Annotated in this window: 10 protein-coding genes; 3 read left to right on the top strand and 7 right to left on the bottom strand. The window is 35.3% G+C overall.

Going from position 1 to position 18,248, the window contains the following annotated elements:
• Nucleotides 1–60: 60 nt before the first annotated feature.
• The 7 genes from XYLOR_RS07970 to XYLOR_RS13380 all read right to left on the bottom strand — a co-directional run bounded on the left by XYLOR_RS07970 (nt 61) and on the right by XYLOR_RS13380 (nt 12,411).
• On the bottom strand, nt 61–1,779 hold the full coding sequence (locus tag XYLOR_RS07970) for a fimbrillin family protein (protein ID WP_084608571.1): 1,719 nt from the start codon (nt 1,777–1,779) through the stop codon (nt 61–63).
• Nucleotides 1,780–1,843: 64 nt separating this feature from the next.
• Nucleotides 1,844–3,544, bottom strand: coding sequence for a fimbrillin family protein (locus XYLOR_RS13400; RefSeq protein ID WP_084608570.1), 1,701 nt, complete (start codon nt 3,542–3,544; stop codon nt 1,844–1,846).
• 64 nt (nt 3,545–3,608) lie between these two features.
• Nucleotides 3,609–5,267, bottom strand: coding sequence for a fimbrillin family protein (locus XYLOR_RS14115; RefSeq protein WP_084608568.1), 1,659 nt, complete (start codon nt 5,265–5,267; stop codon nt 3,609–3,611).
• A gap of 64 nt (nt 5,268–5,331) precedes the next feature.
• Nucleotides 5,332–7,044, bottom strand: a complete 1,713-nt coding sequence (locus tag XYLOR_RS13390; RefSeq protein WP_084608569.1) for a fimbrillin family protein — start codon at nt 7,042–7,044, stop codon at nt 5,332–5,334.
• 64 nt (nt 7,045–7,108) lie between these two features.
• The gene (locus XYLOR_RS14110) at nt 7,109–8,767 is read right to left on the bottom strand and encodes a fimbrillin family protein (RefSeq protein WP_084608568.1); all 1,659 of its coding nucleotides are present in this window, start codon (nt 8,765–8,767) and stop codon (nt 7,109–7,111) included.
• A 160-nt stretch (nt 8,768–8,927) separates the two neighbouring features.
• A complete protein-coding gene (locus XYLOR_RS07945; protein WP_084608567.1) occupies nt 8,928–10,526 on the bottom strand; it encodes a fimbrillin family protein in 1,599 nt (532 codons plus the stop codon).
• A 64-nt stretch (nt 10,527–10,590) separates the two neighbouring features.
• Nucleotides 10,591–12,411, bottom strand: a complete 1,821-nt coding sequence (locus tag XYLOR_RS13380) for a fimbrillin family protein (RefSeq protein WP_084608566.1) — start codon at nt 12,409–12,411, stop codon at nt 10,591–10,593.
• A gap of 1,352 nt (nt 12,412–13,763) precedes the next feature.
• Between XYLOR_RS13380 and XYLOR_RS07930 the strand changes: the two genes are divergently transcribed.
• From XYLOR_RS07930 to XYLOR_RS13375, 3 genes are all read left to right on the top strand, one after another.
• The gene (locus XYLOR_RS07930) at nt 13,764–15,566 is read left to right on the top strand and encodes a DUF4906 domain-containing protein (protein ID WP_084608565.1); all 1,803 of its coding nucleotides are present in this window, start codon (nt 13,764–13,766) and stop codon (nt 15,564–15,566) included.
• Nucleotides 15,567–15,578: 12 nt separating this feature from the next.
• Nucleotides 15,579–16,403, top strand: a complete 825-nt coding sequence (locus XYLOR_RS07925) for a fimbrillin family protein (protein WP_036878288.1) — start codon at nt 15,579–15,581, stop codon at nt 16,401–16,403.
• A gap of 115 nt (nt 16,404–16,518) precedes the next feature.
• Nucleotides 16,519–18,195 (top strand): fimbrillin family protein, encoded by a 1,677-nt coding sequence (locus XYLOR_RS13375; RefSeq protein ID WP_084608564.1) that lies wholly within the window; start codon nt 16,519–16,521, stop codon nt 18,193–18,195.
• The last annotated feature ends 53 nt before the right edge of the window (nt 18,196–18,248 follow it).

Genomic DNA, 18,248 nt, shown 5'->3' with positions numbered 1-18,248 from the left:
GATTCCTTTTCCTATGTCTCTTCTCTCCGCGAGAGAAGAGAAACAAAAAAGAATCAGCAATTAATTAGCAGAAACGAATGTTATTCTTGCATAACCATTGCCTGCATGTCCTATTTCTGTTCCACCTGAAGGTGAAGGCATTGAAGCGTTACCTGCAATCATTTGTGAATTGGTAAAAACATATCCTGAATAATGATTAGGTGATCCTGTGTGTGTAATATTATCAGATGTTGATGATCCTGATATTGCATTACAACCAGAATAACCTGATATAAACGAGGATCCACCTGTCGAAGCACAATGTTCCGTTCTTGTTGTGTTTAAAATTTGGCTAGTTGTGTTTCCTCCGTAATATCCACCTCCACCACCTGTTCTATCTCCAGCAGCACCTATCCCGAATTGATAACCACTTGTTTGAGTCACTTTTAAAGCGATAAATTCCTGATCATAAAATAAATGTCGAGAATCTATTGATTCTAATCCACCAGCAAAACCAAGCCTATCATAAGCACTAACAACACCTCCGCCTCCACCAGCAACCATTATACGCGATTTTAAAGAATTAAAATCATCCCAATTTCCACTAATTAGTCTAAAATCTGTAGCCCCACCTCCTGAGTAATTATTTCCATCACTGCATCCAGATGTTACAGCTCCGCCACCATTCCATGATGGATTTGCTGTTATTATTCCAGTAATACCAGACTGTCCAACGTAAACATATATTATTTGGTTTTTATTTAATGAAATCAATCCACTAGTATAGCTACCAATATTACATGTTGTAATACCAGCTCCCCAAGCTTCAAATTTATATGTACCTGTATAAGGTGCTGTAAAAGTCTGTGATGCACCTGTATAATCATAATTATAAATTATAGTTTTAGACAAATTATAAGTATAAGAGCCACCTGCATTCCATGTACCAGATATTGTAGTTGAGAATGTTGTTCCATTGCTATAAACCAATGTAACAGTAGCATTACTAAAAGTTTGAGGAATCATCATCATAGTAAAAGCATCAGATGTAATATTTGCTCCCGCAGCTCCTGTAATAACAGTAGATGGTGAAACAGTAAATGGTGATGTTGATGATCCTAAAGTCCATCCACTACCAAAAGTATATTTACCCGAATTATTTATACCACTTATAGTTATTGATTTCACCGTTCCACTAGGTAGTCCACTCGTTCCAACCGAGAATTTGACAGCAGCAAAAATATGACTAAAACTTAATGGTGTAGAAGAGTTTATATTACCACTAACATTATTACCGTTAGCAGTCATTATATCAATCTGATTGACTGCATCATTTGGGACAGTGTATGATAAAGTTGGTGCAGATCCAGCAGTATGAGTAATACTGCTGGAAATACTATTAGGGTAGTAAGCATAGAAGTTAAGAGTCTTATTTGCAGTTCCAGGCCAATAATGAGGAGTAGCTGTCTGCCATATGTTATTAGTGAAAGATACAACCTCATTATTTATGATAGTGCTGTAGCTCTTTGTTCCGTCATAAGCATCAGCAATAATATTAAAACTACTTGCTTTATCAAATGATGAACCTGATATAGGTGTAGCCCTTGTATTCAGATTTGAAGTACTGTCATTATTTTTCCATTCAGGTATCGATACAGAGAAGTTTAATAATTTAGTATTGTCATTATCAAAAATACTATTTTCACTTGTGCAAGAACAGATGCACAAACTGATTATTAGTAATAAACATAAAGAGCATAATAAGTCTATATACTTATTCCTTTCAAATTTCCTAGACATATCCGATTCCTTTTCCTATGTCTCTTCTCTCCGCGAGAGAAGAGAAACGTAAAGAAATCAGTAATTAATTTGCAGAAACAAATGTTATTCTTGCATAACCATTACCGGAACAAATATTATTTTCCATTATCCCGTTTGTTATGTAATTGGTATTTATATATCCAGATCCTCCCGATCCAGCACTATTATCATAGCCTCCCATACCACCATACCAGCCACTTCCGCCTCCGCCTCCACAGCATCCACCTCCATGAGCTTTTCCACCATATCCGAATCCTCCAATACTATTTGAAAGTATAAAGCCATTACCTGGTTCTGTCTGCGTTCCTCCCGAATAAGATAAAATTCCATTTTGGTTTGATGATGTACCATTTGAGCTTCCTCCAATTGTTCCACCGCCGTATCCTCCATCGTAACAACTATTAATAGGCATTGCAATACCATCTATTGTATTATAAGCATTAGGCCAATAACTAGCACCGCCACCTCCTCCAGCAACAATTACAATCTCATTTTGATATGACAGATAATTTGTTAAAGTACCACGATTTGTAATTGCTATATGCGTAGCTCCACCTCCTGTCGAACCATATTTTGCAGTATTTAGTCCACCACCCCCATTGTATCCTCCACTATTCAGATCAACTGCAACATCAGATATATTTTGCATACCTTGTCCACCAATGCATATATATATATTATCTTTACTACATAAATGTATATATCCAGTAGACTTACCGCCTTTTCCTCCATGACCATATGTTTGATCTCCACCTTGGGCTCCATAAACTTCAAGTTTATATGTACCCGCATAAGGTGCTGTGAATGTCTGTACAGCGCCAGTATAATTGTAATTAAAAGCAACTGTTTTAGACAGATTATAAGTATAAAAACTGCCAGCATTCCATGTACCGGAGATTGTAGTAGAAAATGTAGTTCCATTGCTATAGACCAATGTAACGGTTGCATTGCTGAAAGTTTGTGGGATCATCATCATAGTAAAAGCATCAGATGTAATATTTGCTCCAGCCGAACCTGTTATTACAGTAGATGGTGAGACTGTAAATGATGATGTTGTTGAACCTAAAGTCCATCCACTGCCAAAAGTATATGTGCCTGAATTGTTTATTCCACTTATCGTTATTGATTTTACAGTTCCACTAGGCAGCCCATTAGTTCCTACAGCAAACTTTACAGCTGCAAAGATATGATTAAATGCTAAAGGTGTAGATGCATTAGTATTTCCACTAATCTTGTTTCCTGTAGCCGTAATTATATCAATCTGGTTGGTACCATCATTAGGAACTGTATATGATAAAGCAGGCGCAGATCCTGCAATATGAGTAATACTACTGGAAATACTGGTAGGGTAGTATGCATAGAAGCTAACTGTTTTAGTTGCAACTCCAGGCCAATAGTGAGACACAGTTGTTTTCCACATATTATTAGTATAAGACACAGCCTCGTTATTTATGATAGTGCTGTAACTACTATTTCCATCGTAAGCATCAGCAATGATGTTAAAATTACTTGACGTTCCTAATGATGTGTCTGAAATAGGCATAGCTCTAGTATTCAAATAAGAAGTATTGTTGTTATTTTTCCATTCAGGCACAGATACTGAAAAATTCAATAATTTACTATTGTCATTATCAAAAATATTATTTTCACTTGTACAAGAGCATATGCACAAAATAACTATTAGTAATAAATATAAAGAGCATAATGAGTCTGTACACTTATTATTATCAACTTTTCTAAACATATCCGATTCCTTTTCCCATGTCTCTTCTCTCCGCGAGAGAAGAGAAACGTAAAGGTATCAGTTTCTAATTAGCAGAAACAAATGTTATTCTTGCATAGCCATTTCCTGAATGTCCTGTTTCAGTACCACCAAATGGAGAAATGAAAGTCTGATTTCCTGCGACAGTCGTTCCTGTTACTCCTGTTCCTATATGACCAGATCCACCACCGCCACCACCACCACTTACGATGTTAGTTCCAGCCCCACCATACCAGCCACCGCCACCACATGCGCCCCAGTCACTAGATGTTTCTGGTGTGCTATTGGTATATCCAAAACCACCTGTTCCAAATGAACCAACATAAGCTCCTGAACCTGTACTTGTCTGTGAACCTCCTGTTGTGGTTATGCCATTATAATATCCACTTCCTCCAGTTATACCTCCTCCGTATCCGCTATATCCATAAAAGTCGACACCACCTGCTCCCCCTGCAACTATGAGGACTTCATCTTGATTATTCACATAATTTGATAGAGTGCCTCTATTATTTGTTTTTGTAATATGTGAAGCGCCTCCACCACCTCCTCCATATCCAAAAATTCGATATCCTCCATTATATCCGCCTGTAGCAGAATTGCCGGTTCCTCCTACGCAAATATATAAAGTTTCATTTTCTAAAAGATGTATTGTACCATAAGAATAACCTCCTTTGCCTATGTCTGAGTCACTTACAGGACTATTCGTTGCGCATCCACCTTGCGCTCCCCATACTTCAAGTTTATAAGTACCTGTATAAGGTGCTTTAAAAGTCTGTGATGCACCTGTATAATCATAATTATAAATTATAGTTTTAGACAGATGATAAGTATAAAAACTGCCAGCATTCCATGTACCTGATATTGTAGTAGAGAATGTAGTTCCATTACTATATAGCAATGTAACACTTGCATTGCTGAACGTTTGAGGAATCATCATCATAGTAAAAGCATCAGATGTAATATTTGCTCCAGCCGAACCTGTTATTACAGTAGATGGTGAGACTGTAAATGAAGATGTTGTTGAACCTAGAGTCCATCCACTGCCAAAAGTATATGTGCCTGAATTGTTTATTCCACTTATCGTTATTAATTTTACAATTCCACTAGGTAGCCCATTGGTTCCTACTGCAAACTTTACAGCCGCAAAGATATGATTAAATGCTAAAGGTGTAGATGCATTAGTATTTCCACTAACATTATTCCCTGTAGCGGTTATTATATCGATTTGGCTTGCAGCATCATTTGGAACAGTGTATGATAAAGTTGGTGCAGATCCAGCAGTATGAGTAATACTGCTATAAATGCTAGTAGGGTAGTATGCATAGAAGCTAACTGTTTTATTAGCAGCTCCCGGCCAATAGTGAGTTGAAGTCGTTTGCCACATATTATTAGTATAAGATACAGCCTCGTCTTTTATGATAGTGCTGTAGTTCTTTGTTCCATCATAAGCATCTGCAATAATATTAAAACTACTTGACGTTCCTAATGATGTTCCCGAGATAGGAGTAGCCCTCGTTCTACTATTTGGAGTGCTGTCATTATTTTTCCACGAAGGTACTGAAACAGAAAAGTTCAATAATTTACTATTATTATCAAAAATATTATATTCACTTGTGCAAGAAGAAATGCATAAAACAACTACTAGTAATAAATACAAAGAGCATAATAAGTCTATATACTTATTCCTTTCAAATTTCCTAAACATATCCGATTCCTTTTCCTATGTCTCTTCTCTCCGCGAGAGAAGAGAAACGTAAAGAAATCAGGCTTCAATTTGCAGAAACGAATGTTATTCTTGCATAGCCATTACCGATGTGTCCTGTTTCCGTTAATCCTGTTGGGGATATTATTGCAGTTTTGCTGTCTGATATTGAAGTCTTAGAAAATATATATGTAGGAGAATAAGTGTTACAACCTGATTGTCCTGATATGTATGAAGAACCACCACCGCCATTTCCGTCATATAGATCCCTTGCTCCACCGCCACCGCCATAATATCCACTTCCACCACCACTCGCATAGCTGCAGCCAGTCCCTCCATATCCAAGTCCACCAGCTGTCGCATTTCCCCAAGAACCAGAGCCGCCAGAACCACCTGCACTTTGAGTTCCTCCTTTTCCCGCAGTAGATATTGAACCATTGTAACCAGATAAACCTCCTGCTCCACCAGCAAGTCCATTTCCACCTCCGCCTCCACCAGCTCCCGCAACCATAATACGAGAATTAAGCGATTTTGTATCATTCCAAGCTCCTGTTATTACTCTTATATCGGTAGATCCACCTCCTCCAGTTCTTCCATTCTCAACATATCCTGTAGTGTCACCGTTTCCACCACCATTCCATCCGCCTCCGCTAATAGTTCCACCTGAAGTTGTTTGTCCTTGTTGTCCAACATATACATATAAGACAGTTCCTTTTGATAATTTAATTTCACCATTAGTATAACCGCCAGTTCCACCTATCCCAGTATCTAATGTGCCGAGTGTCCCACCCTGGGCTCCCCAGCATTGAATCCTATAGGTTCCTGTGTAAGGAGCTGTAAATGTCTGCGAGACACCAGTATAATCATAATTATAGATTATAGTTTTAGACAAATTATAAGTGTAAAGACCACCTGCATTCCATGTACTTGATATTGTAGTAGAAAATGTAGTACCATTACTGTAAGCCAATGTAAGAGAGGCATTGCTGAAATTTTGAGGAATCATCATCATAGTAAAAGTGTCAGATGCAATATTTGTTCCCGCTGCTCCTGTAATAGCAGTAGATGGTGAAATAGTAAAAGCAGATGTTGATGAACCAAGAGTCCACCCTCTACCAAAAGTGTATGTACCTGAATTGTTTATGCCGCTTATCGTTATTGATTTTATAGTTCCGCTAGGTAGTCCATTGGTTCCAACTGCAAACTTTACAGCTGCAAAAATATGATTGAATGCTAAAGGAGTAGATGAATTAGTGCTACCACTAACATTAATTCCTGTAGCAGTCATTATATCAATTTGGCTGGCTACATCATCTGGAACTGTGTATGATAAAGTAGGAGCAGATCCGGCTGTATGCGTAATACTGCTGGAAATACCAGTAGGGTAGTAAGCATAGAAGTTAACAGTTTTATTTGCATTTCCAGGCCAATAGTGAGTTGAAGTTGTCTGCCACATATTATTAGTATAAGATACAGCTTCGTTTTCTATGATAGTGCTGTGGTTTTTTGTTCCATCATAAGTCTCCGCAATGATATTAAAGCTACTTGCTTTATCAAATGATGCACCAGAGACAGGCATAGCTCTAGTATTCAAATCTGAAGAGTTGTCATTATTTTTCCATTCAGGTACGGAAACTGAAAAGTTCAATAATTTACTGTCGTTATTATCAAATATATTATTTTCACTTGTGCAAGAACAAATGCACAAACAGACTATTAGTAATAAATATAAAGAGTATAATAAGTCTGCATACTTATTCCTTTCAATTTTCCTAGACATATCCGATTCCTTTTCCTATGTCTCTTCTCTCCGCGAGAGAAGAGAAACGTAAAGGTATCAGTTTCTAATTAGCAGAAACAAATGTTATTCTTGCATAGCCATTTCCTGAATGTCCTGTTTCAGTACCACCAAATGGAGAAATGAAAGTCTGATTTCCTGCGACAGTCGTTCCTGTTACTCCTGTTCCTATATGACCAGATCCACCACCGCCACCACCACCACTTACGATGTTAGTTCCAGCCCCACCATACCAGCCACCGCCACCACATGCGCCCCAGTCACTAGATGTTTCTGGTGTGCTATTGGTATATCCAAAACCACCTGTTCCAAATGAACCAACATAAGCTCCTGAACCTGTACTTGTCTGTGAACCTCCTGTTGTGGTTATGCCATTATAATATCCACTTCCTCCAGTTATACCTCCTCCGTATCCGCTATATCCATAAAAGTCGACACCACCTGCTCCCCCTGCAACTATGAGGACTTCATCTTGATTATTCACATAATTTGATAGAGTGCCTCTATTATTTGTTTTTGTAATATGTGAAGCGCCTCCACCACCTCCTCCATATCCAAAAATTCGATATCCTCCATTATATCCGCCTGTAGCAGAATTGCCGGTTCCTCCTACGCAAATATATAAAGTTTCATTTTCTAAAAGATGTATTGTACCATAAGAATAACCTCCTTTGCCTATGTCTGAGTCACTTACAGGACTATTCGTTGCGCATCCACCTTGCGCTCCCCATACTTCAAGTTTATAAGTACCTGTATAAGGTGCTTTAAAAGTCTGTGATGCACCTGTATAATCATAATTATAAATTATAGTTTTAGACAGATGATAAGTATAAAAACTGCCAGCATTCCATGTACCTGATATTGTAGTAGAGAATGTAGTTCCATTACTATATAGCAATGTAACACTTGCATTGCTGAACGTTTGAGGAATCATCATCATAGTAAAAGCATCAGATGTAATATTTGCTCCAGCCGAACCTGTTATTACAGTAGATGGTGAGACTGTAAATGAAGATGTTGTTGAACCTAGAGTCCATCCACTGCCAAAAGTATATGTGCCTGAATTGTTTATTCCACTTATCGTTATTAATTTTACAATTCCACTAGGTAGCCCATTGGTTCCTACTGCAAACTTTACAGCCGCAAAGATATGATTAAATGCTAAAGGTGTAGATGCATTAGTATTTCCACTAACATTATTCCCTGTAGCGGTTATTATATCGATTTGGCTTGCAGCATCATTTGGAACAGTGTATGATAAAGTTGGTGCAGATCCAGCAGTATGAGTAATACTGCTATAAATGCTAGTAGGGTAGTATGCATAGAAGCTAACTGTTTTATTAGCAGCTCCCGGCCAATAGTGAGTTGAAGTCGTTTGCCACATATTATTAGTATAAGATACAGCCTCGTCTTTTATGATAGTGCTGTAGTTCTTTGTTCCATCATAAGCATCTGCAATAATATTAAAACTACTTGACGTTCCTAATGATGTTCCCGAGATAGGAGTAGCCCTCGTTCTACTATTTGGAGTGCTGTCATTATTTTTCCACGAAGGTACTGAAACAGAAAAGTTCAATAATTTACTATTATTATCAAAAATATTATATTCACTTGTGCAAGAAGAAATGCATAAAACAACTACTAGTAATAAATACAAAGAGCATAATAAGTCTATATACTTATTCCTTTCAAATTTCCTAAACATATCCGATTCCTTTTCCTATGTCTCTTCTCTCCGCGAGAGAAGAGAAACGTAAAGAGAATCGATACTTATCTAATGTTAGTTAGATGCAATTTTGTATAAATAAAATATCATATTATTTGTTGTTGAAATATTTATAAAATAGCAATAAATCTATTTCATATTAAAATGCGATAACAGAACGTAGCTTCTCTGAATCATCAGGATTCCTTCCTTTATGTGGATCTGCACCTCCTGTATAAACACTATTTGATAAAATATTTGTAAGTGACCCATAACTAGAATTTTGTTCAGAACTACACCAATACCAATAACCAACAAGAGTATCTGAGTTTGTGTTTTTAACAACTGATTCTATCATTGAACTGATAGAAGTTGAATTAGTCCAATATATATTATAAGATCCTGTCTGGTTATCTAAACTATATGTTACATCAGAACTTTTTCCTATATTAGATATAAATAAAAACCATTGCCCTACACTAGGCAGATACCACCCACTCGAGTTACTTGGTGTTATAACATTATAATTTCTTGCATTATAAAATGCTGGATAATTTGTTGCAGAATATGTTAAAGCTCCTTTGTTTTTTAATATATGCAAGAAGTGGTCATATCCATCGTAGTCTGTTTGAAGACTAGATGATTCTATTGTCATATTATCAGAAGAACCTTCTGATAATGACCAGCAAGTTGGTGCATCAGCATTACTTAATGCCATTGCATAACCATGTGTGAAACCATAAATATTATCCTTTGTACTTGTTCTATTACTAAATATAATTGCGATGGGTGTCTTTTGAGGATTCTCAGCTATAGTCCCCCAAGTTCCATCACTATAATAATAATCGCCAATATTTACTGGTTTTGATAAATTATATATATATGTTTTCCCTGCAGTCCAATTACCTGATATAGTTTTTGTATATGTTGTTCCTGTGCTATAAGTTAAGATAATTGTAGCACTACTAAAAGCTTGTGGAATCATCATCATTGTAAAAGCGTCAGATGTAATATTTGCTCCCGCTGTTCCAGTTATTGTGGTAGATGGCGATACTGTAAATGATGATGTTGTTGAACCTAAAGTCCATCCACTGTTAAAGGAGTATGTTCCTGAATTGTTTATGCCACTTATCGTTATTGATTTTATAGTTCCGCTAGGTAGTCCATTAGTTCCTACTGCAAACTTTACAGCTGCAAATATATGATTAAATGCTAAAGGAGTAGATGAATTAGTGTTTCCACTAACATTATTTCTGGTAGCAGTCATTATATCAATTTGGTTAGCTACATCATTTGAAACTGTGTATGATAAAGTAGGTGCAGATCCTGCAGTATGAGAAATGCTACTATAAATACTAGCAGGGTAGTATGCATAGAAGCTCACTGTTTTATTTGCAGTTCCAGGCCAATAATGAGAAGTAGCTGTCTGCCATATGTTATTAGTGAAAGATACAACCTCATTATTTATGATAGTGCTGTAGCTCTTTGTTCCGTCATAAGCATCAGCAATAATATTAAAACTACTTGCTTTATCAAATGATGAACCTGATATAGGTGTAGCCCTTGTATTCAGATTTGAAGTACTGTCATTATTTTTCCATTCAGGTATCGATACAGAAAAGTTTAATAATTTAGTATTGTCATTATCAAAAATACTATTTTCACTAGTGCAAGAACAGATGCACAAACTGATTATTAGTAATAAATATAAAGAGCATAATAAGTCTATATACTTATTCCTTTCAAATTTCCTAGACATATCCGATTCCTTTTCCTATGTCTCTTCTCTCCGCGAGAGAAGAGAAACGTAAAGAAATCAGGCTTTAATTAGCAGAAACAAATGTTATTCTTGCATAACCATTACCAGTGTGTCCTGTTTCTGTTCCACCTGAAGGTGTAGGCATTGAAGTATTACCGGCTGTCATTTGAGAATTTGTAAAAATATATTTCGAGTAATGATTTGGAGAATTTGCAGATTGAATTTTATCAGATGTTGATGATTCTAATATTGCATTACAGCCTGTGTAACCTGATATAAACGAAGAACCACCGCCTCCTCCGCCATGTCCTCTATTTGATGCCCCACCTCCATAATATCCTGAACCTCCTGCGCATCCTCCTAATACAGATTTGAATCCATCGTTTGTTCCTCCATATCCGAATCCACCCTTATTTAATCCTGAATCTATTATTAAGCCTTTAGTAGGATCACCATCAACATATTCAAAATTATTTTTAGTATTTCCTCCCGATGTTTGTGTTCCTCCTGATGCCGTATAAGAAAGACTACCATTTTGGGTATAATCATTACCGTCTATACCATTAAGACCACCACCTCCACCTGCAATTCCAGAATATTTTGAGCCTAATTCACAAAAACCGGTACCACTTCCTCCTCCTGCCACCATTATTCTAGACTTTAAACTATTAAAATCCAAACAATTTTTTGAGTAAACAAGTCTAACATCTGTAGCACCTCCACCTGCACAGCCTGTCTGTAAACCATTTGCATCAGCATGGCTGCTTCCATTACCTCCACCGTTCCATCCACCTACCAGACTATTTTTGGTCGGATTTTGTCCAACATATAAATATACGATTGTTCCTGCTTTCATTGAAATTTCACCTTCAGTGTATCCTCCCTTACCTCCATCTCCATTATCACAGCATGCCCCTTGAGCCCCCCAACATTCTATTTTATATATTCCATCCAATGGTATAGTATATGTCTGAACATCGCCTGTATAAGTAAAATTAGCAGTTTGTATTATTTTCGAAATATTATACGTATAAATTTTCCCCGCTTCCCAAGTCCCGGATATCGATTTAGTAAGTGTTCCATTGTTGCTATACGTAACAGTAATGCTGGCATTGTTGCTTAATGTCTGCGGCATCATCATAAAAGTTGTTACACCAGATGTTATAGAAGTACCTGCATTACTTGATGCTGATACTGCTTGAGAAAATGAAGTAAGTAATGATGTGTTCGGATTCCATGCTCCACCAAAAATATAATTTCCGAAATACTGTATATTGTTAAGCGTAACTTGTTTTATGGTACCATTAGGCATTCCACTACTGCCAACTGAAAAGTTTATGGCTGCAAATATATGATTAAAGACCAAAGGTATAGATGAATTGGTATTACCACTAACATTAACTCCAGTAGTAGTTATTATATCAAATTGGCTTGCAGCATCACTAGGTACTGTATATGATAAATTAGGAGCAGATCCTGCAGTATGAGAAATATTGCCAGAAATGTTAGTCGGATAGTATGCGTAGAAACTCACAGTATTAGTTGAAGTTCCAGACCAATAGTAAGTTGAAGTTGTCTGCCACATATTATTAGTATAAGATACAGTCTCGTCTTTTATGATAGTGCTGTAGCTACTATTCCCATCATAAACATCAGCAATCATATTGAAACTACTTGATGTATTAAAGGATTTTGCAGATATAGGTATTGCCCTCGTTTTAGAGGCCGAAGAGCTGTCATTATTTTTCCATTCAGGTACAGACACTGAAAAGTTAAATATTTTACTACTATCAAAAATATTATTTTCATTAGTACAAGAACATATTATAAAGATAGCTATTAACAATAAATATGATGAGTAATTCTCTCTATTTACCACATTCATTCTAAACATTTCGATTCCTTTTTCTATTCTCTCCGCGAGAGAAGAGATATAACTTAATTAACACCTAAAGCAAAATCAAATTGTATTTATAAATCAAATTATAGAGTAACTCTTAATTTCTCACACTTATAGTTTAAGCTTAAAATTGTATTAGAAATAAATACTCTTTAAAATATTTGTTTCAATAAAAAAACATTTTCAAACCTCAATCTCACTAATATTGTGTAATTATCTAAAATGTAGTAAGTTATACGAGTGAGGTTTGATTTTATAACCTCACTAAACCTCACTATTGTCTTTTTCCAAAGGTGGTTGACTGTTTAATTGTTAATTGACAATATAAGTTGTCTTAAATAATTACTTTTTAAAAATTATCACTCCAGGTTGACTTCGTAACTTGTTTCTAGACGAAACATTAATCAAGAATCTGGAATATTTTGAACGCAAAATAATATTTTCTTTTATTAGTAAATAGTTTAATATTGCGTTGATAACTATAAGAAGTTTATTCTTCTATATATAATAATTCAGATATACGCTTTATCTTTTATAGTTGATTGCACTAATATATACAGACATTTTAATGATTTTATTAGAAATAATCTTTGGGTTTTGAAAAGTATGAATATTAAATAGCAAAACAACTTGTTTTGATAGACAAATCAACTTGTTTTGTGTAAAGAAACAACTTATTTTGTTTATCAAAACAAGTTGTTTTCAAAGGGATTAATATAGCTAAAATATTGATACTATGTAAATAAAGATAATCTACCAGTATCAGATTTTGTTAATATAATGTGTCCACGCAATTTTAAAAGATTTATTATATATAAGTAATATTATTAAAAGTGAGGTTTAGTGAGGTTATAAAATCAAACCTCACTCGTATAACTTACTACATTTTAGATAATTACATAATATTAGTGAGATTGAGGTTTAAAAACGTTTTTTATTAGTATAACGAAAACCTTATTGAAATGTAGCAAAAAGCGAAGCAGATATTTAAAGGCTCATACTTAAGTTAATTTAGCAACGAGTTCTATTATATTTACCATTTGTTAAAATTAAATCACTAAGATATATCAATTGTTTAGATGACACTAACGAAAAAGCCATTTTTAAAATAGCAAAGCACATTTCGTTATATTCAAGAACAGGTACTATTTTCAATTTAGCACGATATTTTTATAAAAAAGGCTATGTTTTAAAGAATTAATACTGTTTAATCGATACAAAATGTTAAAAGTTTCAGAAAATTTGTTTAGTTTCCAAATTAAGTTTACTTTTGCAGCATTATTAATAAAAATGTCCCTCTCTCGCGGAGAGAAGAGACATAGGAAAAGGAATCGGATATGTCTAAGAAAAATAATGTAAATAGATATAAGGGCTATTTACTATCTTTTTTAATACTGCAATTAGATTTAATGCTATGTTTTGCATTATTTACATCATGCGCTACAAGTCAGGAGACTACAGATAAAACACAAGAGACTACAAAAATAAATGTTTGTGTCAAAAATAAAGTGCCGAATGATATTACAAGAACTGTTAGCGATGAATCTATAAACGACATAAATGTTTTTATCTTTGACAATGACGGTTTTCTCATCGGACATAAATATTCATCTGGGACTTCTACTTATGTTGATACAAGAATAGCCAACAGCTGTAAAGTATGTGTAATAGCCAATTATGGTAGTGATATCAATAATATATCTACATATAATGGACTAAAAAAAATGATAACACCAGAAATAGGTTCTGCTACTGATATTTCAAATAAGACTACCGAAATAATGTATGGAGAACAAAGTGCTTCAATATCAAATACCACAAGTACTATATCCATAATACTTGAGCACCTTTATAGTAAATATACTTTTACAATTAACCCGTCTAGTGGTGTAACAATAACAGGATATCAGTTGTGTCATGTTTCTAATATTAGCTATCTTGTAGAAGATGGAACAATGAGCAATCCCTCTTCTGCATATCTGGATTTTGGAAGTGTAATATCTTCATCAACTTCATCTTTTACTACAGGTCAATACTATATATATGAGAATTATCCGGGGGCAAACAAAAATAATATTGGAAATGCAAAAGACAGGAACAGTTTGAACGCTCCTTCGAATGCAAGCTATCTGAAAATAACTGCGAAAAGTACATCAAACAATAATCCTTGGAACTCTACCTATTACGTATATCTTGGAGGCATAAAAGAAACTGATATTTCTGATTTTAATATTCCGAGAGACTATAATTTCAGCTATACAATAAGCATAACTGGTAGTGGATATAACGATGCTAGAGTTTCTTTTACTGCTGGACTAATGACAAGTACAAATAATGGTCAATGGAATAGTGGAGGAAATAGTACGGTCGCAAGTAATTTTGATGGTCCTGTTAATATTGGAGAATACTATTTTAGTGACGGGACGTGGGGTACTCTTGCAGATCATGCAACAAAAACAGTTTGGCCTATCGGAATAATATTTAGTAATACGACTAGCTCTAACGATAGAGGGCATACGTGGGTCCATGGTTATGCAATGGCATTACAAACAGCATCAAAGCTAATTCCTTGGGAAAGTGCTAATGATGGGGTTGTTGATAACAAGGATGTTAGTACTAATTTCCCAAACACTTTCGATAAAATGAAATTGGATATAGATGGTTATACTCATTGTCTCTCAATTAAAAATTATGGTGGTAGTAATTCTAAAATTCTAAGTAGTTCAAACTATCCAGCTTATTATTCCGCACTTAATTTTGGGAATGGAACTTATGGAAGTACTATAAATGCAGCACCTAAAACGAATAATAGTGGATGGTTCCTGCCTAGCATAGGTCAATGGTACTATTTTATGCTGAATTTAGGTAAAGCCGTTTTCACAGATAATGGGACTAGCGGAGTATCTGTTCAAGCATCAAGCACTATTGAGAACTCAATAAATACATACATAAATATAGCAAAGACATATAATAACACATCTGAAACTGTTTACTCTATTTCTTGGAATTGGTGTAGTTCTGAATATAATGTTTCAATAACTTGTGATGCTGCTTTTTCTGGAGATGCCGTGTACATAATAGGGAACTTGCCTAAGGATTATATTGATAATATGGTTGTACGATCAGCAATAGCTTTTTAGAGTCATATAAATATGAAAAATAAGTTTTTCCTTGTACTGATATTTGCTATACTAATGTCAGCATGCTCAAGTGATAATGAAAATAGTTTTTTATTGTTTAAAGCCAATTATAGGTCTTGGTCATTGTATAATAATGGTTTAACAAGAGCTGCAGAAAATTCTTATTCTACATCATTTACATCAGGCGATAAGATAGGATTGTATGTCATAAATGGGGTTGGTTCTGTTACTACTGCAAATCTATGTTTAACTTATGATGGAAGTACATGGAATTACCCTATTGGAACAAACCCGCTGTATTATAATACGTCAAATACTCCTAGTTCTAAATTTTTTATTTATTATCCTTATCAGCAGGTGTTGACAAATGGACCTGTTTTAGGTTCTTCTACATCTGCTTCAACAGCTGAAACATTCTTTTCATCTGCTATCACGAATTGGAATATACCAAAAGACCTATCTACTCATGATAAATATACAGCAGCAGATCTTATGGTTGGAATGGGAAATTTAGGAACAGTACTCCAAAATAATGCGTACTACATAATATCATTCACAATGTATCACCAGATGTCAATGTTAGAACTAAATTATCCTTTCCTCAGTAGCACAAGTTCTGCATACGGTCTTACACTATCAACAGGTGAAACCCCGTTACATGTTTCTAATGGGACATATAGACTATTGGTAAGACCAAATATCAGTATAAATATAACTGGATTTTATTGCAGGTCTACATCTACAGCAAATAAATATACGTTTTCTACAACATTTACATCTCCTTCTGCAGGTAAATATTATACAGTTACAATTGATGGTGGATCTGCAATACCATAATTAATATACATAGAATAGTGTATAAATATGATTAAGCTGTTTCCCTCTAAATTCCTCTATCTTTTTTGTTTCTCTTCTCTCGCGGAGAGAAGAGACATAAGAAAAGGAATCGGATATGTCTAGGAAATTTGAAAGGAATAAGTGCTACTATTCATTATACTCTTTATTTTTATTACTAATAGCCAGTTTGTGCATCTGCTCTTGCACAAGTGAATATAATATATTTGATTGTAGTAATACTAAATTATTGAACTTTTCTGTTTCAGTTCCTTCGTGGAAAAATAATGACAGCACTCCAAATAGTAGAACGAGGGCTACTCCTATCTCCGGATCATCATTTAACGAAGCAAGTAGCTTCAATATCATTGCTGATGCTTATGATGGAACAAAAAACTACAGCACTATCATAAAAAACGAGTCTGTATCTTTTACTAATAATATGTGGCAGACAGTTGCTCCTCATTATTGGCCTGGAACTGCAAATAATACAGTCAACTTCTATGCTTACTACCCTACTGGTATTTCTAGCAGTATTACGCATACAGTAGGATATGCACCAACTTTATCATATACTGTTCCAGATGATGTTGCTAGCCAAATTGATATAATGACCGCTACTGGTAATAATGTTAGTGGCAGCACTAATTCATCTACGCCTTTATCATTCAATCATATTTTTGCAGCTATACAATTTTCTGTTGGTAGCAACGGATTGGGAAGTGGTACTATATCTTCAATATCCATAGGTAATGTTTACAATTCAGGTACATATACTTTGGGAACTGGGTGGACTTTAGGGACTTCTATGAAAACATTTACAATTATTCAACCTAAAAATATAGCAGGAACATCCGGTGAAAATATTTATTCGGGAACATATACTCTTATGATGATACCACAGACTGTTACAAATGCAACAATAACCATCACGTATAGTAATGGAGGAACACTTACTAAAACTATATCTGGAACATGGGAGGCAGGGAAAACATATAATTACAAAATATCATTTATGAGAGAATATAATTACACTGGTGATGTTCAATTATTTACAGCTCCAATTTCAGGTACTTATAAACTTGAAGCTTGGGGGGCACAAGGTGGAGGTCCTTCATCATCGTCTGTAACAGGTGGTAAAGGTGCATACGTTACAGGTTCTATATCTTTAGCTAAAGGATTTTCAATATATATCTATGTTGGGCAACAACCTTCGGCTGGCATTGGTGGATGGAATGGAGGTGGATCTAATCTAACCGCATCTTATGGCGGTGGAGGTGCTACAGACATATCATTAAATAATGGTAATTGGAATGACGCATCTCATCTGTATTCTAGAATAATTGTAGCCGGTGGAGGTGGTGGATATGGATCTGAGTTGTCTACAAATGTATATCAAGGTGGAGATGGTGGAGCATGGAATGGTGGAAATGGTGTTGGTGATGACCCTGGATATGGAGCGACAATAAGTGCTGTTGGTGCTAACTCATCAAGTTCATGTAATACAAATGCCGTTAATCCTGGATTTGGATATGGAGGTAGTAGTAGTTGGTATGTTGAAGGTCTAGGTGCAGGAGGAGGTGGATGGTATGGTGGTGGCTGTGCAGGTGGCGAAAATCTTAATGGCAGCGGAGGTGGTGGTTCATCATACGTTTGGACTTCTTCATTTGCAACTTATTATCCATCTTCATCATATAAGCCAAGTATTAGTTATTATCTATCAAATGTTAATTCACAAGCAGGAGTAAAATCTGGTAACGGCTATGCCAGAATAACCTTCGTTTCTGCTAATTAAAGCCTGATTTCTTTACGTTTCTCTTCTCTCGCGGAGAGAAGAGACATGGGAAA

The sequence above is a fragment of the Xylanibacter oryzae DSM 17970 genome (assembly GCF_000585355.1).
Taxonomy (GTDB): domain Bacteria; phylum Bacteroidota; class Bacteroidia; order Bacteroidales; family Bacteroidaceae; genus Prevotella; species Prevotella oryzae.
Note: the sequence above shows the minus strand (reverse complement) of the source record. Positions and strands in the feature narration are given on the sequence as shown.